Genomic DNA, 23,672 nt, shown 5'->3' on the forward strand with positions numbered 1-23,672 from the left:
TCAGATCCGGTCGAGGGCGGCGTTGAGCGTCACGACGTTCACCACCGGCGCGCCGAGGAGGCCGAGCGCGGGGCGGGTGGTGTGCGCGGCGACGAGCGCGTCCACCCGGGCGCGGGGCAGGTGCCGGGCCGCCGCGACGCGCGCGGCCTGGAGCCGCGCGTAGGCGGGCGAGACGTGCGGGTCCAGGCCGGAGCCGGACGCGGTGACCGCGTCGGCGGGGACCGCCGGGCGCGCCGGTGCGTCCCCCCGGACCGGCACGATCCTGCCGGCGGCGACGTCCTCGCCGGCCTTCCTGCACTCCACGCGCACCCCCCGGTACGTCGCCGTGAACGGCCTGGTCGGACAGTACTCGTTCACGCTGACCACCCGGTCCACCCGGGTGACCCGGCCGCGCTCGCGGGGCCCGAACACGGCCAGCACGGCGCCAGCGCCGGACGGCGCGCAGTAGGGCCGCGCGCCGCTGACGCCCTCCAGCGCGCCGACGGCGCGGCTGCGGGCGCAGACGGTGCTGAGCAGCGACGGTGCGCCGGGCGCGGCGTCCACGACGTCCTCGGGGCCGAGGTTGCTCGCGCCGCTGGCGGACGCGTCGTACCCGTCGCCCGCCGCCGAGGGACGGCCCTGGAAGTACTGTCGCAGCGGCGCGCCGTCCGGGCCGGTGAACGCCTGCCCGATCAGGGTGCTGCCCGCCGTGCGCCCGGCGGCGCGCAGCGGCGAACCGGCGGCGCGCTCGTCCAGCCCGGGAAGCTGCGCGACGGCGGTGACGGCGAGCGGATAGGCCAGCCCGCACACCAGCGTGAGGACGAGCAGCGCCCGGACGGCGGCGAGATGGCGGCGCAGGAAGACGTTCATGACAACCCCGGAGCGAACTGGAGGAGCAGGTCGATGGCCTTGATCCCGGCGAACGGCGCGACGACCCCGCCGACGCCGTAGACGAGCAGGTTCCGGCGCAGCAGCGCCGAGGCGTCGCCCGGCGTGTACCGGACGCCGCGCAGCGCCAGCGGCAGCAGCGCGACGATGACGAGCGCGTTGAAGATCACTGCGGACAGGATCGCCGTCTGCGGGCTGTGCAGCCGCATCACGTCCAGTGCCGCGAGCCCGGGGTACAGGCCGACGAACAGCGCCGGGACGATCGCGAAGTACTTCGCGACGTCGTTGGCGATGGAGAACGTCGTCAGCGCGCCGCGCGTGATGAGGAGCTGCTTGCCGATCCGGACGATCTCGATGAGCTTGGTCGGGTCGGAGTCCAGGTCGACCATGTTGCCCGCCTCCTTGGCGGCGGCGGTCCCGGTGTTCATGGCGACGCCGACGTCGGCCTGGGCGAGGGCGGGGGCGTCGTTGGTGCCGTCGCCGGTCATGGCGACCAGGCGCCCGCCCGCCTGCTCCCGCCGGATGAGCGCGATCTTGTCCTCCGGCCGGGCCTCGGCGACGTGGTCGTCCACGCCCGCCTCGGCGGCGATGGCGGCGGCGGTGCGCGGATTGTCGCCGGTGACCATGACGGTGCGGATGCCCATCGCGCGCATCTGCGCGAAGCGCTCGCGCATGCCGGGCTTGACGACGTCCTTGAGGTGGACGGCGCCCAGCACGCGGGCGGTGCCGCCGCACGCCTCGGCCACGACGAGCGGGGTGCCGCCGGAGGCGGCGATGCCGTCCACGGCCGCGTCCAGCGCGGCGGGGACGGCGCCGCCCCGCTCGCGGACCCAGCCGGTGACGGCCGCCGCCGCGCCCTTGCGGAGGCTGCGCGTGCCGTCGCCGTCCGGCAGGTCCACGCCGGACATGCGGGTGCTCGCGGCGAACGGCACCCAGTGCGCGCCGTCCAGGTCTCCGGCGGCGCGGGCGGGCAGGCCGTGCGCGGTCTCGGCGTGGACGACGACGGAGCGGCCCTCGGGCGTCTCGTCCGCGAGCGAGGCGAGCTGCGCCGCGTCCGCCAGCTCGGCGGCGGGCACGCCGTCGGCGGGCAGGAACGCCGACGCGTGCCGGTCACCGAGCGTGATCGTGCCGGTCTTGTCGAGCAGCAGCGTGTCCACGTCCCCCGCCGCCTCGACGGCGCGGCCGGACATCGCCAGGACGTTGTGCCGGACGAGCCGGTCCATGCCCGCGATGCCGATCGCGGACAGCAGCGCCCCGATCGTCGTCGGGATGAGGCAGACCAGCAGCGACACCAGGACCACTCCGTTGATGCCGTGCTCGCCCAGCGCGGGGTCGTCGCCCAGCCCGTGGTCGCCGCCGACCGCGTACGCGGCGAGCGGCTGCACGGTCACGACGGCGACGAGGAACACCGCCGTCAGCGCGAGCAGCAGCAGGTTGAGCGCGATCTCGTTGGGCGTCCGCTGCCGCGCGGCGCCCTCGACGAGCCGGATCATCGTGTCCACGAACGACTCCCCGGGCCGCTGCGTGATCCGGACGACGATCCGGTCCGACAGCACCCTGGTGCCGCCGGTGACGGCGCTGCGGTCGCCGCCGGACTCGCGGACGACCGGGGCGGACTCGCCGGTGATCGCGGACTCGTCCACGGTGGCGATGCCCTCGATCACCTCGCCGTCGCCGGGCACGGTCCCCCCGGCCTCGACCACGACGAGGTCGCCGCGCCGCAGCTCGGTCGCGGGCACCTCCTCCGGGGCGCCGGTCCCGTCGCGCAGCCGCCGGGCGACGGTGTCGCGGCGGGCGCGGCGCAGCGAGGCGGCCTGGGCGCGGCCGCGTCCCTCCGCGACGGCCTCGGCGAGGGTGCCGAACAGGACGGTCAGCCAGAGCCAGGCGGTGATGGCCGCCGCGAAGACGCCGGGGTCGCGGACGGTGAGCACGGTCGTCCAGGCGGCGCCCAGCTCCACGATGAACAGGACGGGGTTGCGCCACAGCGTGCGCGGGTCGAGCTTGCGCAGCGCGCCCGGGAGCGCGGGGAGCAGGACGCGGGGGCCGAGGGTCGAGGGGGTGGGCATGTCAGTGCATCCCTTCTGCCAGCGGCCCGAGGGCGAGCGCCGGAAGGAACGTGAGGGCGACCAGGACGAGGGCGACCCCGGCCAGCAGCGCGGCGAACTGGGGCCGGTGGGTGGGCAGCGTCCCGGCCGTGGCGGGCAGGGGCCGCTGCCGGGCCAGCGACCCGGCGAGCGCCAGCGCCAGGACGATCGGGACGAACCGGCCGAGCACCATGACCAGGCCGAGCGCGGTCGTGTAGAAGGGCGTGTCGGTGGTGAGGCCGCCGAACGCCGAACCGTTGTTGTTCGCCGCCGAGGTGAAGGCGTACAGCACCTCCGAGAGCCCGTGCGGGCCGGTGTTGAGCATGCTCGCGCGCGGCCCGTCCAGACCCATCGCCAGCGCCGTGCCGCCGAGCGCGAGGGCGGGGGTGACGAGGAAGTACAGTGCGGCGAGCCGGATCTCGCGCGGGCCGATCTTCTTGCCGAGGTACTCGGGCGTCCGGCCGACCATGAGCCCGGCGACGAACACGGTGACGACGGCCAGCACGAGCAGCCCGACCAGGCCGGTGCCGACGCCGCCGGGCGCGACCTCCCCGACCATCATGTCGAGCATCGCCACCATGCCGCCGAGGCCGGTGTACGAGTCGTGGGCGGAGTTCACGGCGCCGGTCGAGGTGAGGGTGGTCGCGGCGGCGAACGTCGCGGAGCCCGCGACGCCGAACCGCGCCTCGGTGCCCTCGGCCGCCGCCGTCACCGCCTCGGGGACGGTGCCGTGGTGGGCGAGCTGCGCGGCGTTGAGCGCCGTCACGCTGAGCAGCGCCAGCGCGGCCATCACCGCGACGACGGCGTGGCCCTGCCGCCGGTCGCCCGCCATGCGCCCGAAGGTGCGCGGCAGCGCGAACGGGACGGCCGTCATCAGCAGGATCTGCACCCAGCTCGTCCACGCCGACGGGTTCTCGTACGGGTGCGCGCTGTTGGCGTTGTAGAAGCCGCCGCCGTTGGTGCCGAGCTGCTTGATCGCCTCCTGTGAGGCGACGGGGCCGCCGGGCAGCGTCTGCGTCCCGCCGGTCAGCGTGGTGACGGTGTGCGCGCCGTCGAGGTTCTGCACGACGCCGCCCGCGATGAGCACGACCGCCGCGACCGCCGACAGCGGCAGCAGCACGCGGAGCACCGCCCGGGTCAGGTCCACCCAGAAGTTGCCGAGGTCCCCGGTGCCCCGGCCCGCGAAGCCGCGCACGAACGCGATCGCCACCGCGAGCCCGACCGCCGCCGACACGAAGTTCTGCACGGCGAGCCCGGCCATCTGCACGAGGTGGCCCATCGTGCTCTCGCCCGCGTACGCCTGCCAGTTCGTGTTCGTCACGAAGCTGACGGCCGTGTTCCAGGCGACGGGCGCTGGCACGTCGTCGTGCCCGAGCGCGAGCGGCAGCCGGCTCTGCACCCGCTGGAACAGGTAGAGGAACAGCACCGACACCAGCGAGAACGCCAGCACGCCGCGCGCGTACGCGCCCCAGCGCTGCCCCGCGTCCGCGTCCACGCCGACGGCCCGGTAGACGAGCCGTTCGGCGCGGGTGTGGCGCGGCGAGGTGAAGACGCGGTGCAGGTGGTCACCGAGCGGCACGTGCAGCACGGCCAGGGCGACGACGAGCGACCCCGCGAACAGGACCGCCGCCTGGGTGTCGCTCACGGCCTCTCCACCGCCCGCACCAGCAGCCCGAGACCCGCGAACACCGCGAGCGTCAATCCGAGTAGGACGAGATCCGCCATGGTTTGCATCCCTGCGAGGTGGAACGCCCGATCGCGGGCGGGCCGCCGGATGCGTTCCCGGCCGGCCGCTCCCGAGCCTGCACCCGGACGGCCGTCACACCGCCGATCTTGACGCGTTCCCTACGCGGCCCGTGCGGATCTTCACGCCGCCGCTATGCGCGGTTAGAGCACCGCCAGTTCGAACCAGACCGCCTTGCCGGAGCGGGTGCGGCGGGTGCCCCAGCGGTGGGCGAGGCGGGCGACGACGTGCAGGCCCCGGCCCGTCTCGGCGAACGGCTCGGCGTCGGTGACGACGCGGGGATGACCGTCGCCGGAGTCGAAGACCTCGCAGACCAGCCCGGCCTCGCGGACGAGGCGGAGCGTGACGCGGCCGGTGGAGTGCCGCAGCGCGTTGGTGACCAGCTCGGACGCCAGCAGCGCGGCGGTGTCGCTGTGGGCGTTCAGGTCCCAGCGGTCCAGCCGCTCGCGGACCAGGCCGCGCGCCCGGCGGGCCGCCGCCGGTTCGGCGGGCAGCGTGAACGCGACGTGGTCGGTGGCGGGGATGCGGTGCAGGCGGGCCAGCAGCAGCGCGATGTCGTCGCGCTTGTGGTCGTCGTAGACGCCGTCGAGGGTGGCGCGGCACAGGTCGTCCAGGCTCGTCGCGGTGCCCCGGTCGAAGACGCCGCGCAGCCGGTCCAGGCCGTCGTCGATGTCGCGGGCGCGGTGCTCGACGAGCCCGTCGGTGTAGAGGAACAGCAGGGTGCCGTCCGCGACGGTGAACTCCCGCGCGACGACCGGTTCGCCGCCGCCGACGCCCAGCGGCGGCGCGGGCGGCACGTCCAGGTAGGAGCAGGCGCCCTCGGGCGGGACGAGCAGCGGCGGCAGGTGCCCGGCGCTGGCGACCTCGCAGCGGCCGGTGACCGCGTCGTAGACGACGTAGGCGCACGTCGCGAAGTGCGGTTCGCGCTCACCGAGGGTGCGCATGAGCGAGTCGAGCCGTTCCAGCGCCTCGGCGGGCGGCAGGTCGAGCCCGGCGAGGGTGTGGATGGCGGTCCGGAGCCGCCCCATCGTGACGGCGGCGCGGACGCCGTGCCCGGCGACGTCACCGACGACGAGCGCGACGCGGGCGCCGGGCAGCGCGATCGCCTCGTACCAGTCGCCGCCGACCTCGATCATCCGGCCGCCGGGCAGGTAGCGGTGCCGGACCTCCACCGACGACGGCGCGGACAGCCCGGTCGGCAGCAGGCTCCGCTGGAGCGTCAGCGCGGTGGCGCGTTCGCGGCCGTAGCGGCGGGCGCTCTCGATGAAGATCGCCGACCGGTTCGCGAAGTCCATCCCGATGTCGAGGTCGTAGGCGTCGAACGGGCGGTGCGTCCGGGTGCGCAGGCAGACGAACAGGCCGAGCACCTGCCCCTCGCACAGCACCGGGAGCATCAGCATCGACACGTCGCCCAGCAGCGCCTCGACGGGCGGGCGCCGCCACGCCACCGCGAGTTCGGCGGCCTCGGCGGCCGACATCTCGACCAGCAGCGGCCGGCCCGACTCCAGGCAGCGGCTGTAGGGCGAGTCCTTGGGATAGACGACCGTCTCGCCGGTGGGGAACGCCGCGTCCCAGGCGGGGTCGCCGTCGTCGGTGCCGACGGCCATCCGGCGCAGCGGCGGCTGGCCGTTGAGCGGGGCCTCGTCGTCGGGGTCCAGGGCGCTCTCCAGCAGCAGCAGCGCGCCGGAGTTGCACAGGTGCGGGACGACGACGTCCATCAGGCTGCGCGCCAGCATGTCGAGGTCGAGGGTGGAGCCGATGCGGGGCAGCGCGTCGTCCAGCAGGGCGCGGCGGACGACGGCCGGGTCCATGAAGCGGTCCGCGAGCGGCACCGGGATCTTGATGACGGCGAGCGCGGCCACGCCGGGGCCGTCCGGCCCGCCGCACATCGGGTGCAGGGTGACGACGGCGTCGTGGGTGCCGCCGGGGGTCTCCAGCGTCAGCATGACGGTCCGCTCGCGGCCGGTGTGCAGCGCGGCCCGGAGCTGTTCGTGGGCGCCGGGGACGACGTCGTCCAGCGGGGTCCCCAGCTCGGTCTCCAGGACGGCGGTCGCGTTGCGGTCGGACTGCACGACCTTGCCCGACGCGTCCGTGCCGAGGATGAGGATGCGGGTGGACGACTCCATCGGTCGATTATGAGACAGCGGCCGTCCGCCGGGAGGGGATACGCGCAGCCTCGTTCGAGAGAATTTCAGTCACTGTCAGAATTTCCCGAAGACGCGTTCGGGCGGCCGCGGCGCGACCAGCGGTTCGTCCGCGCGGACGGGCGCGGCCCCGGCCGCGAAGGCGCCCAGGTCGTCGCCCGCCACCAGCCGGGCGCGGGCGAGTCCCCCGGCGGCCAGGCGGCGCAGCGGCGCCTCGGGCAGCGGCGCGCGGGAGGCGGCCAGGACGAGGTTGCCGAAGCGGCGCCCGCGCAGGACGCCGGGGTCACCGAGCAGCAGCGCGTGCGGGAAGACCGCGCGCAGGGTGGCGGCGACGCGGCGGGCGAAGGCGAGCCGGGTGCCGTCGGCGATGTTGAGCAGGTAGGCGCCGCCGGGGCGCAGCACGCGGGCGACGTCGCGGGTGAACTCCTGCGTCACCAGCTCGACGGGGACGGCCGCGTCCGCGAAGGCGTCCAGGACGACGAGGTCGTCGGCGGCCTCGGGCAGCGCCGCGATCCCGGCGCGGCCGTCGGTGACGCGGATCTTGAGCCCGGGAACGTCGCGCACCGGGAGCTGCTCGCGGACGAGCCCGACCAGCGCCGCGTCGGGTTCCAGCACGACCTGCCGCGACCGGGGCCGCGTCGCGGCGATGTAGCGGGGCAGCGTGCAGCCCGCGCCGCCGATGTGCACGGCGTCCAGCGGCTCCCCCGGCGCGCCGAGGTGGTCGACGATGTCACCGAGCAGCCGCATGTACTCGAAGTCGAGGTGGGTGGGGTCACCGAGGTGCACGTAGGACTGCGGCACCCCGTCCACCGCGAGGACCCAGCCGCCGTCGCGGTCGGTGTCGCGCAGCAGCTCCGCCTCGCCGTGCCCGAGCGGGTGCGGGCCGGGGACGGGTTCACGCGGGCTGCGGGTGCGACGTGCCATCCCCCAACTCTACGAGGGTGGTGAGCAGGTGGCCGAAGCCGGCGGGTGCGCGGTGGCGGCGGCGGGCCGAGGTGACGACGCTGACGGCGGCGGTGCGCAGCACCCGTCCGCCCGCGCGCTGGAGCGCGGCGACGAAGGCGCGGTCCTCGCCGGTGCGCAGGGCGGGGAAGCCACCGGCGGCGCGGTAGGCGGCGGCGGAGAAGCCCAGGTTGGCGCCGTGCAGTCCGGGCCCGGCGAACCGCCGCGCGTACAGCGCCGGGACCTGCGGCGGGTGCTCGCTCCAGTCGGTGACGCGGACGGCGCCCGCGACCGCGTCGAAGCGCCGCGCGGCCAGGCGGAGCTGGGCGCGCAGCCAGCAGGGCGGGACGAGCGTGTCGGCGTCGGTGGTGGCGACCCACTCCGCGCCCGCGCGCAGCACGTGTTCGGTGCCGGTGGCGCGGGCGACGCCGACGTTGCGGGCGTCGATCTCCAGGACGGTCGCGCCGAGACTCCGGGCGAGCGGCGCGGTCGCGTCGGCGCACGCGTCGGCCACCACGACGACCGGGACGCCGAGCACCCGCAGCGCGGCCAGGCACGCGGCGATGCGGTCGGCCTCGTCGTGCGCGGGGACGACGACTCCGGCGATCACACCAGTCCCTCGGCGCGGGCCACGGACGGCACGGGCCGCGCCGTGTAGACCTCGCAGCGGAAGTCCGGCTCGACGTGCGCGGCGGCGAGGTGCAGCGGGCGCTCGGCCAGCGCGGCGTGCACGGCGTCGCCCGTCTGCGGGTAGTCGGAGACGGGGTGCCGCCAGTGGACGGCGACGACGGTACCGTCCGGGCGGAGCGCGGCCGTGGCACGGTCCAGGACGCGGGCCAGGTCGGCGTCGTCGAAGTAGTAGAGGAGTTCGGAGAGCACGATGAGGTCGAACGCGCCGTCCGGCCACTCGTCCGGCAGGGTGCGGCGCTCGACGCGGGCGCCGGGGGCGCGGCGGCGGGCCTGCGCGACGGCGGCGGCCGAGCCGTCGCAGGCCAGCAGGTCGTCGCAGCGCTCGGCCAGGCGCGCGGTCAGGACGCCGACCGAGCAGCCGGGCTCGAACGCGGCGGCGTACCGGGCGCGCGGCAGCGTCGCGAGCGTGATGTCGTACTTGCGCCGCTCGTACCAGCGGTCGGTGAAGCCCCACGGGTCGGGCGAGGCGGCGTACATCGCGGCGAAGTAGCCGGGTTCGAGCGTCACCGGATCAGCACCTCGGCGTCGCGGGTGAAGTGCTCGACGGTGGCGGGCGGCAGGATCGTGCCGAGCTGGCTGGCGAAGCAGCCGATCGCGCTGCGCTTGCGGGCCTGGAGGCCGGTGCCGAGCGGGACGCGGACGGCGCGGTCCCACGGCACGCGCGCGTCGGCCGGGCGCGCCCAGTGCCACGCCCAGATCGGGAACCGCAGCACCTCGGGAGCGCCGCAGGCGAGGGCGGCGCGGCCCGCCGCCTCGTGGTCGCGGTGCGCGTCGTGCTCCCAGGGCGCCAGGCAGACGTCGAACCCGGCGGCCAGCTCGCGCAGGCGCGGGGTGAGCGCGATCTCGTCGACGCCCGCGTCGGGCATGCCGAGCCGGATCGTCTCGCAGGCGCCGAGGTGGGTGAGCGCCTTCTCGGTCTCCGCGACGCGGACGGCGGCGATGCGGGCGGGCGGTTCGTCCGGGTGCGAGCTCTCGCCGTCGGTGACGGCGACGAGCCGCAGCCGCACGCCCCGTTCTGCGAGCACCGCGATGAGGCCGCCCGCGCCCAGCACCTCGTCGTCGGGGTGGGCGGCGACGATGACGGCGCTGCGCCAGCGGGTGACGTCCAGTTCGGGCAGCGCGTCCAGTCCGGGCCAGGCGCGCCAGTCGGCCTCGGCGGTGCCGGGCGCGTCGATGCGGTTCACCAGCCGCGCCCGTCGACCTGCTCACCGAGCGCGGCCAGGTCGCGTTCGGCGTGGTGCTGGCGGACGTAGACGGCCAGGTCCGCGACGCGGCGGCCGTGCGCGGCGTCGTGCGCGAGCGGCCCGGCGCCGAGCGCGCGGCCGACGCGGTCGGGCACGTCCGCGCAGACCCGCGCGACCAGCGCGCGGACGCGCAGCGCCCGCACCGCCGCCTCGCCCTTGCGGTCGAGCGGGTCGGCGTCGATCTGGTCGGCGGCCTCGTCCAGCGCGGTGCGGGCCGAGCGCAGCGCGAGGTCGACGGCGCCCAGGTGGGCGAGGGCGTGCGGGCCGCGCGCGTCCAGCAGGCGCCGCCCGATCGCGCGGGCGCCGCCGTACCAGACGGCCGCGACGCCGACGCCGCCGTGGTGGAAGCCGGGCCGGTCGGTGTAGGGGCCGAGGCGCGCGGCGGGTTCGCCGTCGAAGCGGACGTCGCGGCTGTCGCTGGCGGCCATGCCGGTCGCGGGCCAGGTGCCGGGCACCGGCTCGCCGGGGGCGGCGATGTACAGGCCCGAGCCGACCGTGACGAGCGCGTGCGTGCACAGCGCCGCGCCCGAGCAGAACGGTTTCACGCCGGTGACGCGGCCGTTGCCGAGTTCCAGGGCGTCCGGTTTGGCCGCCCACACGCCCCACACGCTGTCCGGCGCCGGGGCCGGGCCGCCGAGTTCGGCCAGGATGGCCAGCGCGTCGAAGTGTCCCTCCGCGAGGCGGGCCAGGGACAGGTCCTCGCCGCCCAGATCCGCGAGCGCGGCGAAGCGCCGCCGCGTCTCCCCCGCCCCCGGCAGCGGCAGCGCGTCGCGGACCACTTCGCGCAGCCGTCGTTCGACGTCCACGGACCACCCCCCTGAGCGCCGACCTACCCCCTGACCGGGGGTGAAACCCCGGCCGCGTGTCAGCGGACACCGACCCCGAACCCGAACGGCGCTCGGCCGGTGCAGTAGGTTCGTCGCGGAAGGCCCGGCACGGAAGGGGACGACGTTGGCGGAGCCGCTGAGCGGACAGCCCGAGGACTGGACCGAGCCGGGGGCGCACGCCGTCGTGCCGGGGGTGTACCGCGTCCCGCTCGCACTGCCGATCCCGACGCTGCACGCGGTGAACGTCTACGTCATCGAGCAGCCGGACGGGCTCGTCGTCGTCGACTCCGGCTGGGCCATGCCCGACACGACCGCCGCGCTGACCGGGGCGCTCGGGCTGCTCGGCCACGACGTGCGGGACGTCACGCAGTTCCTCGTCACCCACGCCCACTGGGACCACTACTCCCAGGCGCTGACGCTCCGGGAGGAGTACGGCACGCGGGTGCGGATCGGGCGCGGGGAGCGGCCGTCGATCGAGGCGTTCGGGCCGACGGCGACCGGCGAGGGCCGCCGGTCCCGGCAGGGCGAGCTGCTGTACCGCTGCGACGCCGCCGACATCGCCGACGAGATGGCCGCGTACGCCCGGAACGATCCGGAACGCTCCATCACGAACGCGTTCCCCGACGCCTGGCTGGACGACGGCGAGCGCGTCGGCCTGACCGGCCGCGACCTGGACGTCTTCGCCACGCCCGGCCACACGCGCGGGCACGTCGTGCTGCGCGACGCGGCGGCGGGCCTGCTGTTCGCCGGGGACCACGTGCTGCCGCACATCTCCCCCTCGATCGGGCTGGAGATCGAGCCGGAGCCCAAGCCGCTGCGCAGCTACCTGGACTCGCTGCGGCTCGTCCGCGACATGCCCGACACGCTGCTGCTGCCCGCGCACGGCCCGGTCACCGCCAGCGTCCACACCCGCGTGGACGAACTCCTCAAGCACCACGCCGAACGTCTCGACACCGCCGCCGAGCAGGTCCGCGCCGGGCACACCACGGCCCGCGCGGTGGCCGAGGCGATGCGCTGGACGCGCCGCCGCCGCGCCCTGGGCGACCTGGACGTGTTCAGCCGGATGCTCGCCGTCCTGGAGATCGACGCCCACCTCGACGTCCTGGTCGACCAGGGTCTCCTGGACGCCGCCGAGACCGACGGCGTCCGCCACTTCGCGACACGCGCCTGAGCGAGGCCCCCGTGGTCGGTGTCCGCCGCCACCGTGACCGACGGCGCCGCCCGCCGGTCGTGCCGCCGCCCGGGCGGGCTGCCCGGCGCGCCGCCCGCCGGTCGGCCGCCGCCCCCGCCGGGGCCGCCGGGCCGGTCACGCGGCGGCGTCAGCCCGGACGGACGCCGTCGGACGCGACGCGGCGTCCGGCCTCGGCCCACAGGGCGGCGGCGTCGCGGCCGGTGGGCAGGTCGGCGGCCGGGACGGTCCAGAAGACGAACCGGGAGTCGGCCGTCCAGGCGCGGGTGCGGTCGCGGACGGCGGCGTGCGGGTCGGCGCGGGAGTAGGCGGTCAGCGCGGCGCGGCCGTCCCACGCCGACAGCGTCCAGTACTCGCCGCGCAGCGGATGCGCGCGCAGCCCGACGCCGAGCGCGCCCGGCGAGCGGCGGGCCTGCCGCCACACGCGCAGGGCGTGGACCAGGAACGCCGGGCCGCGCCACCGTCCGGCCAGCTCGAACCGCGAGGCCATGATGAGCGCGTCGTCGCCGGTCGCGGCGCCGGGAACGCTCCACGGAATCTCCATCGAAGGTCTCCTTCTCAGATCTTGCCGATGCCGAGCGTGTTCTCGGCGGGGAGCAGGCCGCTGCCGACCGCCGCGACCCAGACCGGGCCGAGCAGGTCGGCCAGCCGGGCGGTGCGGGACGGGCCGAGGGCCTTCCAGGGCTCGGCGGCCAGGGCGTCGGTGCGGTCCTCGACGGCGGCGCGCAGCGCGCGGCCCGCCTCGGTGGCGATGCCGTCGGCCGCCAGCAGGCCCCGGTCGCGCAGCCGCACGGCCGCCGCGTCCCACTCCTCGTCCGTCCAGCCCCGGCTGGCGAAGACCCCGGCGGGCGCGGCGCCGACGGACGCGAACGACACCAGCGCCTCGACCGGGTCCAGGCCCTCGGTGAGCAGCGCCGCGACGTGGCCGTCGCCGCGCTGCTCGCGCAGGATCGTCGCGGCCTGCCAGAGCGTCGCGATCGGGTCGTCGGGCCAGGGCAGCGCGGCGTTGGCGGCGGCGAGCGCGCGGCCGGCGACCAGCGCCTGCTCGGCGGCGGCGCGGGCCAGGTCGGCGGCCTCGGTGAGGCCGCCGGTGGTGTCGAGCAGGCGCCGGTAGGCGGCCCGGACGCCGCGCAGCCGGGCCTCCAGGACGTCCGCCGGGGAGGCGGTCGTCCAGGCGTCCGCCAGGTACGCGGCGACCATGTCCGGCGCGAAGCTGTAGAACACCGCCGTGACGAGTTCCGGCGACGCGGCGCCGAGGGGCGCCGCGCGCAGCGGGAAGTATCCCGGCCACCGGGGCTCGGCGGCGTAGCCGAGCGCGGCCGTCGCGGCGGCCACCTCGGGCGCGTAGTAGACGAGCGCGTGCACGGGTTCGAGCAGGTGCCAGAGCCCCCGTGCCTCCTTGGGTTCCATCGATTCCCCCTTGAACTTGACATCGACAAGACTGCCGCACACGCCGGGAACTTGTCAATGGAAAGATCACGGTAGACTACGCCGCATGACCGAGGACCGGCCCTACCACCACGGCGACCTGCCCCGCGCCCTGCTCGCCGGGGCGGCCGAGATCGTCGCCGAGCGCGGCCCCGCCGCGCTCAGCCTGCGCGACCTCGCCCGCCGCACCGGCGTCTCGCACGCCGCGCCCGCCCACCATTTCGGTGACAAGACGGGCCTGTTCACCGCGCTGGCCACCGAGGGCTTCACCCTGCTGGCCGCCGCGCTCGGCGGGCCCCCGTCCGGCCTGCGCGACCTCGGCCGCCGCTACGTCGCGTTCGCGCTGGACCACCCCTCGCACTTCGCGATCATGTACCGGCGCGACCTCGTCCACACCGACGACCCCGCCCTCACCGCCGCCAAGCAGGACGCCTACGCGCCGCTGCGCGCGGCCGTGGGCGGCGACGACGAGGACGCCGTGCTCGCCGCCTGGTCCCTGGCCCACGGCTACGCCACCCTCGCCCTCGCCGGCGCCGTCCCCGGCGACGCCGCCCGCTTCCCCGACATCGCCCGGGCCGCGAAGAGCCTGGGGGCCTGACCGCCCGGCCCGCCGTCGACGGGCGCCGCGGGACCGGGGAGGATGGGGCCGACCGGCCGCGCGGCCGGGGAAGGGACGTCCCCTCATGCCCGACGAGATCACCTCCGCCGCCGAGCTGCGCGAGCTGCTCGGGGAGCCGATGCCCCGCGCGATCACCAAGGAGCGCGCGGCGCTGCACGCCCGCGACCGCGACTGGCTCGCCGCCTCACCGTTCTGCCTGGTCGCCACCGGCGACGCGGCGGGGAACTGCGACGTCTCCCCCAAGGGCGACCCGGCCGGGTTCACGCTCGTCCTGGACGACACCACGATCGCGCTGCCCGAGCGGCCCGGCAACCGCCGCGCGGACGGCTTCCACAACATCCTGTCCAACCCGCACGTCGGCCTGATCTACCTCGTGCCGGGCCGCGACGAGACGCTGCGGATCAACGGCCGGGCGCGGCTGGTGCGGGACGCGCCGTGGTTCGACCGGCTCGTCGTGCGGGGCCACCGGCCGGTGCTGGCGGTCGTCGTGGAGATCGAGCAGATCTTCTTCCACTGCGGCAAGGCGTTCCTGCGCTCCAAGCTGTGGACCCCGGAGACCTGGACCCCGGACGCGCTGCCGTCGCACGCGCGGCTGGTCAAGGAGACCTCGGCCGAGGCGACGCCGCTGGCCGACCTGGAGGCGTACTACGCGCCCGAGTCGTACGGGAAGAAGCTGTACGCGGGCTGACGGGAGGGGCGGGTCGCGGCGCGGCCGTGACCCGCCCGGGGGTTCAGCCGCTCTTGCGGCGGAACTGACGCTGCTGGGCGGCGCGATCGGTGGCGCCGCGGACCTTGGAGCCGCTGCGGGCGCCGCCCTGCTGGTGTTTCTCCTCGGTGACCCCGCGTTTGCGCTCCAGCGCCTCGCGGAACCGGCGCTTGACGTCGTCGGGCGCCGAGCCCTCCGGCGAGGGGTCGGTCGACGGGTCGGTCGAAGAGTCGGCCATGGTGACCTCCAGTCTGGTCGGTACGGTCCCAGCCTCGCACGTCACCCGGCACGCCGGGACATCCGGCCTTCCGGATTTTTCGCACTTGCCCGATCGGTCGCGGGGCCGGTCCTCTAGAGTCGGCCCCGATGGAGCCTCCGACGCCACCGGCCGCCGCCCCGCTCGCCGAGCTGCCGGCCGAGCCCCTGCTGACGCCCGCGTACGAGCGCGACCCGGCCGCCGCGCACGCCCGGCTGCGCGCCGCGCACGGCGCCGTCGCGCCCGTGGAGCTGTACGGGGTGAAGGTCTGGCTCGTTCTCGGCTACCCGCAGACGCTGGAGATCCTGCGCGACGCGCGCGGCGTCTGGAGCAAGCGTCCCGACGCCTGGCGCGCCCACGCCGAGGGGCGGCTGCCCGCGGACTGGCCGCTGCTGCACGTGTACGCGATGGAGACGTCACTGTTCCGCGACGGTAAGGACCTCAACCGGCTGCGCGCCGCGTGGAGCGCCGGGCTCAAGCCGTTCCAGGACCGCACCCGCCCGTCCGCCCGGGCCCTGGAACAGGCCGCGCTCCGGCACGCCGACGACCTCATCACCGCGATCACCGAGCACGGCGGCCGCACCGGCACCACCGACCTCGCCGTCCAGTACGCCCGCCCGCTGCCGCTCCTGGTCCTGCACCGCCTGCTCGGCCTGCCCGACGACGACAACGACGAACTCCTGCTCGACATGTGGCGCACCCTGGACGCCGGGCCGGAGGCCGCCGAGTCCGCCGCCCGGCTGCGCGCCGCCGTCGCCGGGGCCTGCGCGGCCCGCGCCGCCGAACCGGCCGACGACCTGCCCTCGGCGATGCTCGCCGCCGTCCCCGGCCTGACCGCCGACGAGGTCGCCCGCGAGATGCTCATGCTCGTCGGTCTCCTCGGCGACGGCACCGGCGCGCTGATCTCCGCCACGATCGCCGGGGCGCTCGGCGCGGGCGACCGGGACGAGCTGTCGGCCGCGCACCTCCAGGAGACCGTCAACCGCGCCGCGCTCAACACGCCGCCGATGACGAACCTGACGCTGCGCTTCGCGCGCGCCGACACTCGCGTGGACGGCACGCTCGTCGCGGCGGGCGACCCGGTGCTGCTGTCCCCCGCCGCCGCGCACACCGACCCGGCCTTCGCGGGCGACCGCCCGCCGGACGCCATCTACAGCTCGCGCGCCCACCTGGCCTGGGGCGCGGGCGCGCACGCCTGCCTGGGCCGCGAGCTGGCCACGACGATCACGGTGCTGGCCGTCGAGCGGCTGCTGCACCGCTTCACCGACCTGCGGCTCGACGTCCCCGGCGACGAGCTGACCTGGCGGGTCACCCCGCACCTGCGGTCGCTGGCGGCGCTGCCCGTCCGCTACGAGCTGGAGGCCGCGCCGGTCCGGGCGCAGCCCGCCGCCGAGCCCGCCGCGGCGCGCGGCCCGTCGCCCGGACGCCGGTTCATCCGGCGGCTGCTGCGCCGCTGAGCGCGTCCCGCTCGGCGGCGATCCGCGCCCACGCGGCCCGGACGTGCGGTTCGCCGGTGGCGGGCGCGCCGACGGCCAGCCGCAGCCACACCTCGCCCGCGACGCGGGTGTGGGTGAGGTACAGGTCGCCGGAGGCGTTGAGACGTTCCATCAGCGTGAGCGCGTCGACGTCGCGGGGCCGGAAGCAGACGAGCCCGAACGGGTGGTGGCCGCGCACCTCGAACCCGTCGTCGGCTCCGGCCAGCCGGGCGAACAGCGCGGCGAGCCGGACGCCCGCGCGGATGTGCTCGCGCAGCCCCTCGGCGCCGTACCAGCGGATCACCGACCACAGTTTCAGCGCCCGGAACCGCCGCCCGAGCGGGATCTGCCAGTCGCGGTAGTCGACGACGCCGCCCGACAGCGTCGCCTGGTTGCGCAGGTACTCGGGCAGGATCGACAGCGCGCCGACCAGCGGGGCCCGGTCGCGCACCCACAGCGCGGTGCAGTCGAAGTTGGTGAGCAGCCACTTGTGCGGGTTGGTGGAGTAGGAGTCGGCCAGATCGAGGCCGTCGTTGACCCAGCGGAACTCGGGGCAGACGGCGGCGACGCCCGCGTAGGCGGCGTCCACGTGCAGCCAGACGCCGCGCTCCCGGCACACGGCGCCGATCGCGGGGACCGGGTCGACGGCGGTGGTCGACGTGGTGCCGACGGTGGCGCAGACCAGGACGGGCGTCGCCCCGGCGGCGACGTCCGCCGCGATCGTCCGGTCGAGATGGTCGGGGTCGAGCGCGAGCGTGTCCGGATCGACGTCCACGACGCGGACGTTCGCGGCGCCCACGCCCGCGATCCGCGCGGCCTTCTCCAGCGACGAGTGCGTCTGCGAACTCGCGTACACGGTGTGCCGCCCGGTGAGCCCGTCGCGGACGGCGTCCGGCGCGGCCCGGTGCAGCGCGGCCAGCAGCGCCACCAGCACGGCCGAGGACGCCGAGTCCTCGATGACGCCGTTGCCGTGGAACGCGTCCGGTAGGCCGAGAAGGTCCGCGAGCCAGTCAATGACCCGCGTCTCCAGCTCGGTGCACGCGGGGCTCGTCGCCCACAGCATCCCCTGCACGCCCAGCCCGGCCGACAGCAGGTCGCCCAGGATCGCCGGGCCGCTGGCGTTGGCGGGGAAGTAGGCGAAGAAGCTCGGATGCTGCCAGTGCGTGATGCCGGGCAGGACGACCCGGTCCAGGTCGTCGAGGACGGCGTCGAACCCCTCGCCGCGCTCGGGCGGGCGCGCGGGCAGCGCGCCGAGCACGTCCCCGGGCGCGACCTGCGACAGCACCGGCAGCGACGCGACCCGCTCCTGGTAGTCGGCGATCCAGTCGATGACGCGGTGCCCGTGACGCCGGAACTCCTCCGGCGTCATGTGCCCGCTCACGGCGCGGCCGGGGCTTCCCGCAGGCTCACCAGCTCGACGGTCCAGACGCGCTCCATGACCTCCAGCAGCGTGAACTCCGCGACGAGGTCGCTGCGCCCGGCGGCCGTCCACAGCGGGAACGCCACGTGCAGGCCGCGCTCGTACTCGCCGCCGGTCTCCAGCTCGGTGCCCTCCGCGCCCTCGAACGCGCTCTCGGGCGGCTCGGTCAGCTCACGGCCGCCGACGGCGGCCTCGATCTCCTCGGCGAACAGCCGTCGCCCCTCGGTCAGGGCCTCGATCTCGGCGTACTCGCCGTGGACGAGCAGGGCCACGACGGTGCGCAGCACACCCAGGGCGTCGTCGGGCAGCAAAGGGTGCCTCCAGGAGATCGGCGAAGGGTCAAGTATGCCTATCACGAGGTTCAGAACCGTCGCGAACGGGCAGGTGCCGCGTCTGGAACGGACGACAGACAGGAGGCTTCCATGGGCGAGCAGAGCGACAAGAACGGCCCCCGGCTCGACGACGAGCTGCGCGCCGCCACGCGCGGCATGACGACGGGCAACCACGCCACCCACGCGGAGGACTTCAAGGAGGTCGAGCCGGTGTCCGACGGCCCGATCTGGGACCCGGCCGGGGCGCCCGACCCGGCGCAGAGCGCCGTGGACCCCGCGCGCGGCGCGCCCCCCGGCATGAGCCCGTCCGACGTCGACCAGCGCAGCGACCTGGCCCGCGCCCTGTCCGGCCTCCGCTACCCCGCCACCCGCGCCGACCTGGTCGCGCACATCTCCCCCGACGCCTCCGACGAGGCGATCACGGCTCTGGAGACCCTCCCCGACCGCGAGTACGCGAGCCTGGGCGACGTGGCCGAGGAACTCGGCTACGGCCGCGAGGAGCGCCGCTACTGATCCCGGCGCAGCAGGGCCGCTCCCCCGGGAGCGGCCCTTCGCGCGTTCGTCAGGCGGCCGGGCGGACGTGCACCGGCGGCCCGCACCAGCGGGTGAGGGCGGCGCGGATCTCGGCGGCGCGGTGCTCGGGCGCGGTCGCGTCGGTGGCCCAGGCGACGTAGCCGTCCGGGCGGACGAGCGCCGTGGTGCGGGTCGCGGCGCCCGCGACGGCGCAGTGGACCCGGCCCGCCCACAGCCGCGTCGCCAGGTAGGTGACGGCCGGGTCGTCGGCGGCCACGACGAGCACGAACCGGCCCTCGCGCAGCGCGGCGAACAGCCGTCCGGGCGGGCCGTCCAGCGCGACGTCGGGGGCGCGGCGGCCGGTGAGGCGGTGCGAGCCGCGCGGCGCGTCATAGGCGATGCCGATGCCGGAGACGGCGCGGGCGACGCGCCGGGCGAGCGGCGGGGTACCGGTCACCGCGCGCAGCAGCGCGTCCCGCGCGGCGCGCAGCGGAGCCGCCCGCAGCCTGGCCCCGCGCAGCATCGCGCCGCTGCCCAGCAGCACGGCCCGCCCGACCGGGTGCCGTTCGCGCTGGTAGCCGTCGAGCAGCCCGGTGTCGCCGCGCGCCGCCGCGACGAGCCGCCAGCTCAGGTTCGCGGCGTCCTGGAGGCCGACGTTCATGCCCTGGCCGCCGACCGGCGAGTGGACGTGGGCGGCGTCGCCCGCCAGGAACACGCGGTGCACCCGGTAGCGCGGCACCTGCCGCTCGTCGCTGTGGAACCGGGACGTCCAGGACGGGTCGTGCAGGCCGTGGTCGGTGCCGAGGGCGCGGCGCAGCGTGGCGCGCAGGTCGTCCACGTCCACGGGGACGTCGTCGTCGAGGTCGGCGTCGTCGTTCCAGGCGATGGCGCGGTGCCGTCCGTCACCGAACGGGGCCAGGAAGCCGAACGCGCCGCGCGCCGCGCCGACGGCGAGGACGTCGCCGGGCGGGTCGGTGAGGCGGACGTCCGCGAGCATCACCGAGCGGACGGCGGCGCGGCCGGGGAACGGCAGCCCGAGCGCGTCGCGGACGGTGCTGTGCGCGCCGTCGGCGCCGACGACGTACGCGGCGCGGCGGCCGCGGGCGGGGCCGTCGCGCCCGGCGGCGTAGACGGTCACGCCGTCGTCGTCCTGGCGCAGGCCGGTGACGCGGGTGCCGTACTCGATCCGCGCGCCCGCCGCCAGCGCGCGGTCGGTGAGCACGCGTTCGGTCTCGTACTGGGGGGTGATCAGCACGTAGGGGAAGTGGCCGGGCAGCCGCGACAGGTCGAGGCGGGCGCCGCCGGGCAGCCGCAGCAGGGGCACCTTCGTGCCGGTGGCGAGCAGTTCCCCGGCGACGCCGCGCATGTCGAGCAGCTCCAGGGTGCGGGCGTGGACGGCGAAGGCCCGCGTCAGGTTCGACTCGTCGGCGCGGCGCTCCAGCACGGTGACGTCCAGGCCGGCGGCGGCCAGGTCACCGGCGAGCAGCAGCCCGGTCGGTCCCGCGCCCACCAGCACGATGTTCGTTTCGCCCGGCATGTACGGCCCCTTCCTCCCCAGGGGTGATGCCCGCAACCGGCCGGGGTGAACGTGTCAGCGGGCCCGCCACGCCCCCGGGACGCCGTTCCGCGGCTCCAGGCCCAGGTGGATGCGGTACCGGTCGGCGCGATAGGTCGCCAGCGCCACCTCCACGCACACGTCGCGGCTGAACGTCCGCTGGAGGAGGAAGAAGACGGCGCTTCCGGCGGGGACGCCGAGCAGCGCCGCGTCGGCGTCCCCGACCGGCCCGGCCTCGATCGTCTGCTCCCCCGCGTCGAGTACGACGCCGTACTCGTCCTGCAACTCGCGGAACAGCGACCCCTCCGGGGTGCGGCGCTCGGGCAGGTCCGGCGCGAACGCGGCGAGGATGTGGGAGCGCTCGACGGCCATCGGCTCGCCGTCGGCCAGCCGCAGCCGCTCGATCTGGTGCACGGGCGTGCCGGGGTCGACGCCGAACAGCCGGGCGATCTCGGCGTCGGCGGGGACCGTGCGGGCGCCCAGGTCACGGGATGCGGGCCGCAGCCCGCGCGCCCGCATGTCCTCGGTGAACGACACCAGCTCCTTCGGCATCTGCACCTTGGGCCGCGCCACGAACGTGCCGACGCCGGGAATGCGGCGCAGCCGGTCCTCGGCGACGAGCTGGTCGACGGCCTGGCGGACCGTCATCCGCGACACCCCGAACCGGCGGCACAGTTCCCGCTCGGACGGCACGGGCGCGTCCGGCCCCAGCCGCTCCTGCTCGATCATCTCCAGCAGGATCGCCCTCAGTTGGAGGTACTTCGGCAGCGGGGCCGTCGGATCGATCACGCCCCATTCCTATCGGATCGGGGCGGGCGTCAGTGCGTCTTGAGGTTGAGGCCGAGCGCGCGGAACTGCTCGACGGGCCGGTGGTAGCCGCGCTCGATGTGGTGGACGCCGCGCAGCCGGGACGGCCCCTCGGCCACGGCGGCGGCGAGCACGGCGGAGAACCCGGCGCGGATGTCGGGCATGGTGACCTCGCCGCCGCGCAGCTTGGACACCCCGCGCACCACCGCCGAGTGCAGCGCGGCGGTGTCGTGGTAGCGGCAGGCCGGGCCGCCGAGGCACGTGTCGTACACCTCGATCTCGGCGCCCATCGCCTGGAGCGCCGGCACGTAGGCCAGCCGGTTCTCGTAGACGGTCTCGTGCAGCACCGACATGCCGTCGGCCTGCGTGAACAGCACCATCAGCGGCGTCTGCCAGTCGGTCGCGAAGCCGGGATGCGTGTCGGTCTGGACGGCGGCGGGGCGCAGCCCGTCCGGCGCGGACGCGGTGATCCAGTCGTCGGTGATCTCGAACTGGGCGCCCATGCGCGCCAGCGTGGTGATCGCGGTGACGAGCCGGTCCTGCTGGCAGCCGTGCACCCGCACCTCGCCGCCGGTGACCAGGCCCGCCGCCAGGTAGGAGAACGCCTCGATGCGGTCGCCGCCGAGCCTGGTCTCGGCGCCGGTGAGCCGGTCGACGCCCTCCACGACGATGCGCCGGTCGGGGCTGAACGAGATCCGCGCGCCCATCCGTTGCAGGAACAGCGCCAGCTCGATGATCTCCGGCTCCGTGGCGGCGTTGCGGATGACCGTCTTGCCCTTGGCGCGGACGGCCGCCAGCAGCACGGTCTCGGTGGCGCCGACGCTCGGGTACGGCAGCTCGATGCGGGTGCCGACCAGGCGCCCGGCGCGGGCGTGGATGCCGTCCGGCGCGATCGTCACCTCGGCGCCGAACGCGCGCAGCGCCTCGACGTGGAAGTCGACCGGGCGGCGGCCGATGGGGTCGCCGCCGACGAGCGGGACGAACGCCTCACCCGCCCGGTGCAGCAGCGGCCCGAGCATGAGGATGGGGATGCGGTTCAGGCCGGTGAACGCCTTGGGCACGTTGTTGTCGACGACCTCGCCCGGCACGAGCGTGATCTCCCCGCCGGAACGCTCCACGGTCATGCCGAGGTGCTCCAGCATGGCGGCGGTGATACCGACCTCGCCGACATCGGGCGCGTTGCGGATCGTGCTCGGCTCGCTGCCGAGCATCGCCGCGACCATGTGCTTGCTGACCGCGTTCTTCGCCCCGCGCACGGTCACGTCGCCGCGCAGCGGTCCGGACGGCTCGATCTCCCACAGCTTGTCGGTCATCCGAGCAGCCTACGGCGGCCCGGCGCGTCCACCAACCGCCCCGCCGCGTCGGACAGAATGTCCGTTTAGGGACTTTCGCCGGGACTAATGCCCGTGGTGCGGAACGGCGGATGCAAGTGGAGTGAGACGCCTACCCGTCCCGTTCCCGGAGGAGGCGATCATGCGGGCGCTACGGCTCCTGCCCGGACGCTCCGAACCCGTGCTCGCCGACGTCCCCCGGCCCCGTCCCGGGCCGGGCGAGGTCGTCGTGCGCGTCGGGGGTTCGGGCGTCTGCCGGACGGACCTGCTCCTGCCGGGCGGCCCGCGCGCCGCCGCGTTCACCCTCGGGCACGAGAACGCCGGATGGGTCTACGAGACCGGGCCCGGCGTCACCGGCGTCGAGGCGGGCGACCCGGTGGCCGTCTGCGCCGCCTGGGGCTGCGGCTCCTGCGTCCGCTGCGCGGCGGGGCGGGAGGCGTCCTGCGAGCAGGGACGCCCGGCGCCCTCGCCGCCCGGCCCCGGTCGCGGGCGCGACGGCGGCATGGCCGAGTTCCTGCTCGTCCCGGCCGTACGGTGGCTCGTCCCGCTGCCCGGCGGCCTCGACCCGGCGGAGGCGGCGCCGCTCGTCTGCGCGGGGTCGGCGGCGCTGCACGCGGTGCGCGGCTGGGAGCCGCCGCCGGACGCCGTCGCCGTGGTCGTCGGCGCGGGCACCGTCGGGCAGCTCGCCGTCCAGTTGCTGCGGGCGTTGACGTCCGCGCGGATCGCAGTCGTGGACGCGCGCCCCGGCGCGCTGGCGGCCGCGCGCCTCGCCGGCGCCGACCTGGCCCTGCCGCCGGGCGAGGTCACGTCCGGCACGCTGACGCTGTGGTCGGCGGGGCGCGGGGCCGATCTCGTCCTGGACGCGGCGGGCACGGCCGGCTCACCGGCGACGGCGGCGGCCGTCGTCCGCGCGGGCGGCACGATCGTGAGGCTGCACCACCGGGCGTCCGGCACCCTGGACGTGGCCGCCCTACCTTCGGATACGGCCCTGCGCTCGGTGACGTGGGGTTCGCGCGACACCTTGACGGACGTCCTCGACCTCGCGGCGGCGGGCACGATCGTCCCGCGCGTCACAACGTTCCCCTTGGAAAAGGCCCCAGCGGTATACGGCCTCCTCCGCGACGACGCCCTAGAGGACCACGCGGTCATCACTCCGTGACACCAGCACGCGGTCACCACCCCCTGACACCAGCGAGTTATCCACAGAACAAGGTTCGCGTCCCCCACGAAGACGCGACTCCGAAATCCTGGACTCTCGGGGGTGCCCCAGCCAGGGGCGAGCCCGCCTGCCCGCCTGCCCGAAAACAACCGTAGAAATGCGAATGGCCCCACCCATGGCGGGTGGGGCCATTCGTTACGTTGAGTCCGGCGGTGTCCTACTCTCCCACACAGTCTCCCATGCAGTACCATCGGCGCTGAAAGGCTTAACTTCCGGGTTCGGGATGGGACCGGGTGTTTCCCTTTCGCCAAAACCACCGAACGTCTCACCCCCAACCCCT

23 protein-coding genes and 1 rRNA gene are annotated in these 23,672 nt (G+C 75.8%); 6 read left to right on the forward strand and 18 right to left on the reverse strand.

Annotated features, from left to right (window positions below; translation table 11 throughout):
- The 9 genes from C229_RS0126245 to C229_RS0126290 all read right to left on the reverse strand — a co-directional run bounded on the left by C229_RS0126245 (position 1) and on the right by C229_RS0126290 (position 10,521).
- Positions 1–849 (reverse strand): potassium-transporting ATPase subunit C, encoded by an 849-nt coding sequence (locus tag C229_RS0126245; protein WP_018658102.1) that lies wholly within the window; start codon positions 847–849, stop codon positions 1–3.
- Positions 846–2,933: a potassium-transporting ATPase subunit KdpB gene (gene kdpB / locus C229_RS0126250; protein WP_018658103.1), complete on the reverse strand. Its 2,088-nt coding sequence runs from the start codon at positions 2,931–2,933 to the stop codon at positions 846–848. Before kdpB ends, C229_RS0126245 begins: the two co-directional genes overlap by 4 nt.
- Before the next feature lies 1 nt (position 2,934).
- Entirely contained in the window at positions 2,935–4,596 is a 1,662-nt protein-coding gene (gene kdpA / locus C229_RS0126255; RefSeq protein WP_018658104.1) for a potassium-transporting ATPase subunit KdpA, read from the reverse strand.
- A 242-nt stretch (positions 4,597–4,838) separates the two neighbouring features.
- Positions 4,839–6,821 carry an ATP-binding SpoIIE family protein phosphatase gene (locus C229_RS0126265; RefSeq protein WP_018658105.1) on the reverse strand — a complete coding sequence of 661 codons (1,983 nt, stop codon included), beginning with the start codon at positions 6,819–6,821 and terminating at the stop codon, positions 4,839–4,841.
- Positions 6,822–6,896: 75 nt separating this feature from the next.
- Entirely contained in the window at positions 6,897–7,763 is an 867-nt protein-coding gene (locus C229_RS0126270; RefSeq protein WP_018658106.1) for a spermidine synthase, read from the reverse strand.
- Positions 7,735–8,391, reverse strand: coding sequence for a glycosyltransferase family 2 protein (locus tag C229_RS0126275; RefSeq protein WP_018658107.1), 657 nt, complete (start codon positions 8,389–8,391; stop codon positions 7,735–7,737). The genes C229_RS0126270 and C229_RS0126275 overlap by 29 nt, the downstream gene beginning before the upstream one ends.
- Positions 8,388–8,978, reverse strand: a complete 591-nt coding sequence (locus C229_RS0126280) for a methyltransferase domain-containing protein (RefSeq protein ID WP_018658108.1) — start codon at positions 8,976–8,978, stop codon at positions 8,388–8,390. The genes C229_RS0126275 and C229_RS0126280 overlap by 4 nt, the downstream gene beginning before the upstream one ends.
- Positions 8,975–9,655 (reverse strand): PIG-L deacetylase family protein, encoded by a 681-nt coding sequence (locus C229_RS31935; RefSeq protein ID WP_018658109.1) that lies wholly within the window; start codon positions 9,653–9,655, stop codon positions 8,975–8,977. The genes C229_RS0126280 and C229_RS31935 overlap by 4 nt, the downstream gene beginning before the upstream one ends.
- Entirely contained in the window at positions 9,652–10,521 is an 870-nt protein-coding gene (locus C229_RS0126290; protein ID WP_018658110.1) for an acyl-CoA dehydrogenase family protein, read from the reverse strand. Before C229_RS0126290 ends, C229_RS31935 begins: the two co-directional genes overlap by 4 nt.
- Positions 10,522–10,666: 145 nt before the next feature.
- Between C229_RS0126290 and C229_RS0126295 the strand changes: the two genes are divergently transcribed.
- Complete coding sequence (locus C229_RS0126295; protein WP_018658111.1) at positions 10,667–11,713, forward strand: MBL fold metallo-hydrolase; 1,047 nt, start codon at positions 10,667–10,669, stop codon at positions 11,711–11,713.
- Between the two features lie 148 nt (positions 11,714–11,861).
- Here the strand turns inward: C229_RS0126295 and C229_RS0126300 are convergent, their stop codons facing one another.
- Positions 11,862–12,275 (reverse strand): hypothetical protein, encoded by a 414-nt coding sequence (locus tag C229_RS0126300; protein WP_018658112.1) that lies wholly within the window; start codon positions 12,273–12,275, stop codon positions 11,862–11,864.
- A gap of 14 nt (positions 12,276–12,289) precedes the next feature.
- A complete protein-coding gene (locus C229_RS0126305; RefSeq protein ID WP_018658113.1) occupies positions 12,290–13,141 on the reverse strand; it encodes an SCO6745 family protein in 852 nt (283 codons plus the stop codon).
- Between the two features lie 85 nt (positions 13,142–13,226).
- On the opposite strand from C229_RS0126305, the gene C229_RS0126310 reads away from it, so the two are divergent.
- Both C229_RS0126310 and C229_RS0126315 read left to right on the forward strand, forming a co-directional pair.
- Entirely contained in the window at positions 13,227–13,757 is a 531-nt protein-coding gene (locus C229_RS0126310; protein WP_018658114.1) for a TetR/AcrR family transcriptional regulator, read from the forward strand.
- A gap of 85 nt (positions 13,758–13,842) precedes the next feature.
- On the forward strand, positions 13,843–14,466 hold the full coding sequence (locus C229_RS0126315; protein ID WP_018658115.1) for a pyridoxamine 5'-phosphate oxidase family protein: 624 nt from the start codon (positions 13,843–13,845) through the stop codon (positions 14,464–14,466).
- Positions 14,467–14,509: 43 nt separating this feature from the next.
- On the opposite strand, the gene C229_RS0126320 is transcribed toward C229_RS0126315, so the two are convergent.
- On the reverse strand, positions 14,510–14,722 hold the full coding sequence (locus tag C229_RS0126320) for a DUF5302 domain-containing protein (RefSeq protein WP_018658116.1): 213 nt from the start codon (positions 14,720–14,722) through the stop codon (positions 14,510–14,512).
- A 128-nt stretch (positions 14,723–14,850) separates the two neighbouring features.
- Here C229_RS0126320 and C229_RS31940 point away from each other — a divergent pair, with 128 nt between their 5' ends.
- The gene (locus C229_RS31940) at positions 14,851–16,197 is read left to right on the forward strand and encodes a cytochrome P450 (RefSeq protein WP_018658117.1); all 1,347 of its coding nucleotides are present in this window, start codon (positions 14,851–14,853) and stop codon (positions 16,195–16,197) included.
- Here C229_RS31940 and C229_RS0126330 read toward each other — a convergent pair.
- Together C229_RS0126330 and C229_RS0126335 are read right to left on the reverse strand one after the other, a co-directional pair.
- The gene (locus tag C229_RS0126330) at positions 16,172–17,584 is read right to left on the reverse strand and encodes an aminotransferase class V-fold PLP-dependent enzyme (protein WP_018658118.1); all 1,413 of its coding nucleotides are present in this window, start codon (positions 17,582–17,584) and stop codon (positions 16,172–16,174) included. The two genes, C229_RS31940 and C229_RS0126330, sit on opposite strands and share 26 nt — an antisense overlap.
- 8 nt (positions 17,585–17,592) lie before the next feature.
- Positions 17,593–17,946, reverse strand: coding sequence for a DUF7668 domain-containing protein (locus tag C229_RS0126335; RefSeq protein WP_018658119.1), 354 nt, complete (start codon positions 17,944–17,946; stop codon positions 17,593–17,595).
- A 111-nt stretch (positions 17,947–18,057) separates the two neighbouring features.
- Between C229_RS0126335 and C229_RS0126340 the strand changes: the two genes are divergently transcribed.
- A complete protein-coding gene (locus C229_RS0126340) occupies positions 18,058–18,480 on the forward strand; it encodes a DUF2795 domain-containing protein (protein WP_018658120.1) in 423 nt (140 codons plus the stop codon).
- A gap of 49 nt (positions 18,481–18,529) precedes the next feature.
- On the opposite strand, the gene C229_RS0126345 is transcribed toward C229_RS0126340, so the two are convergent.
- From C229_RS0126345 to murA, 3 genes are read right to left on the reverse strand one after another with little or no spacing between them, the layout of a single operon-like run.
- Positions 18,530–20,017 (reverse strand): FAD-dependent monooxygenase, encoded by a 1,488-nt coding sequence (locus C229_RS0126345; protein ID WP_018658121.1) that lies wholly within the window; start codon positions 20,015–20,017, stop codon positions 18,530–18,532.
- A 54-nt stretch (positions 20,018–20,071) separates the two neighbouring features.
- Entirely contained in the window at positions 20,072–20,824 is a 753-nt protein-coding gene (locus C229_RS0126350; RefSeq protein ID WP_018658122.1) for a GntR family transcriptional regulator, read from the reverse strand.
- Between the two features lie 29 nt (positions 20,825–20,853).
- Positions 20,854–22,155 carry a UDP-N-acetylglucosamine 1-carboxyvinyltransferase gene (murA, locus tag C229_RS0126355; RefSeq protein ID WP_018658123.1) on the reverse strand — a complete coding sequence of 434 codons (1,302 nt, stop codon included), beginning with the start codon at positions 22,153–22,155 and terminating at the stop codon, positions 20,854–20,856.
- A 160-nt stretch (positions 22,156–22,315) separates the two neighbouring features.
- On the opposite strand from murA, the gene C229_RS0126360 reads away from it, so the two are divergent.
- On the forward strand, positions 22,316–23,332 hold the full coding sequence (locus C229_RS0126360) for an alcohol dehydrogenase catalytic domain-containing protein (RefSeq protein WP_018658124.1): 1,017 nt from the start codon (positions 22,316–22,318) through the stop codon (positions 23,330–23,332).
- Positions 23,333–23,536: 204 nt separating this feature from the next.
- Here the strand turns inward: C229_RS0126360 and rrf are convergent.
- Positions 23,537–23,653, reverse strand: a 5S ribosomal RNA gene (gene rrf / locus C229_RS0126365).
- Between the last annotated feature and the right edge of the window lie 19 nt (positions 23,654–23,672).

The organism is Actinomadura flavalba DSM 45200 (genome assembly GCF_000374305.1).
Taxonomy (GTDB): domain Bacteria; phylum Actinomycetota; class Actinomycetes; order Streptosporangiales; family Streptosporangiaceae; genus Spirillospora; species Spirillospora flavalba.

Bases quoted from the DNA above. Each gene is read 5' to 3' on its own strand.
- C229_RS0126245 (WP_018658102.1), bottom strand. From the start codon at position 849: ATGAACGTCTTCCTGCGCCGCCATCTCGCCGCCGTCCGGGCGCTGCTC.
- kdpB (WP_018658103.1), bottom strand. From the start codon at position 2,933: ATGCCCACCCCCTCGACCCTCGGCCCCCGCGTCCTGCTCCCCGCGCTC.
- C229_RS0126265 (WP_018658105.1), bottom strand. From the start codon at position 6,821: ATGGAGTCGTCCACCCGCATCCTCATCCTCGGCACGGACGCGTCGGGC.
- C229_RS0126270 (WP_018658106.1), bottom strand. From the start codon at position 7,763: ATGGCACGTCGCACCCGCAGCCCGCGTGAACCCGTCCCCGGCCCGCAC.
- C229_RS0126300 (WP_018658112.1), bottom strand. From the start codon at position 12,275: ATGGAGATTCCGTGGAGCGTTCCCGGCGCCGCGACCGGCGACGACGCG.
- C229_RS0126305 (WP_018658113.1), bottom strand. From the start codon at position 13,141: ATGGAACCCAAGGAGGCACGGGGGCTCTGGCACCTGCTCGAACCCGTG.
- C229_RS0126310 (WP_018658114.1), top strand. From the start codon at position 13,227: ATGACCGAGGACCGGCCCTACCACCACGGCGACCTGCCCCGCGCCCTG.
- C229_RS0126315 (WP_018658115.1), top strand. From the start codon at position 13,843: ATGCCCGACGAGATCACCTCCGCCGCCGAGCTGCGCGAGCTGCTCGGG.
- C229_RS0126320 (WP_018658116.1), bottom strand. From the start codon at position 14,722: ATGGCCGACTCTTCGACCGACCCGTCGACCGACCCCTCGCCGGAGGGC.
- C229_RS31940 (WP_018658117.1), top strand. From the start codon at position 14,851: ATGGAGCCTCCGACGCCACCGGCCGCCGCCCCGCTCGCCGAGCTGCCG.
- C229_RS0126330 (WP_018658118.1), bottom strand. From the start codon at position 17,584: ATGACGCCGGAGGAGTTCCGGCGTCACGGGCACCGCGTCATCGACTGG.
- C229_RS0126340 (WP_018658120.1), top strand. From the start codon at position 18,058: ATGGGCGAGCAGAGCGACAAGAACGGCCCCCGGCTCGACGACGAGCTG.
- C229_RS0126345 (WP_018658121.1), bottom strand. From the start codon at position 20,017: ATGCCGGGCGAAACGAACATCGTGCTGGTGGGCGCGGGACCGACCGGG.
- murA (WP_018658123.1), bottom strand. From the start codon at position 22,155: ATGACCGACAAGCTGTGGGAGATCGAGCCGTCCGGACCGCTGCGCGGC.
- C229_RS0126360 (WP_018658124.1), top strand. From the start codon at position 22,316: ATGCGGGCGCTACGGCTCCTGCCCGGACGCTCCGAACCCGTGCTCGCC.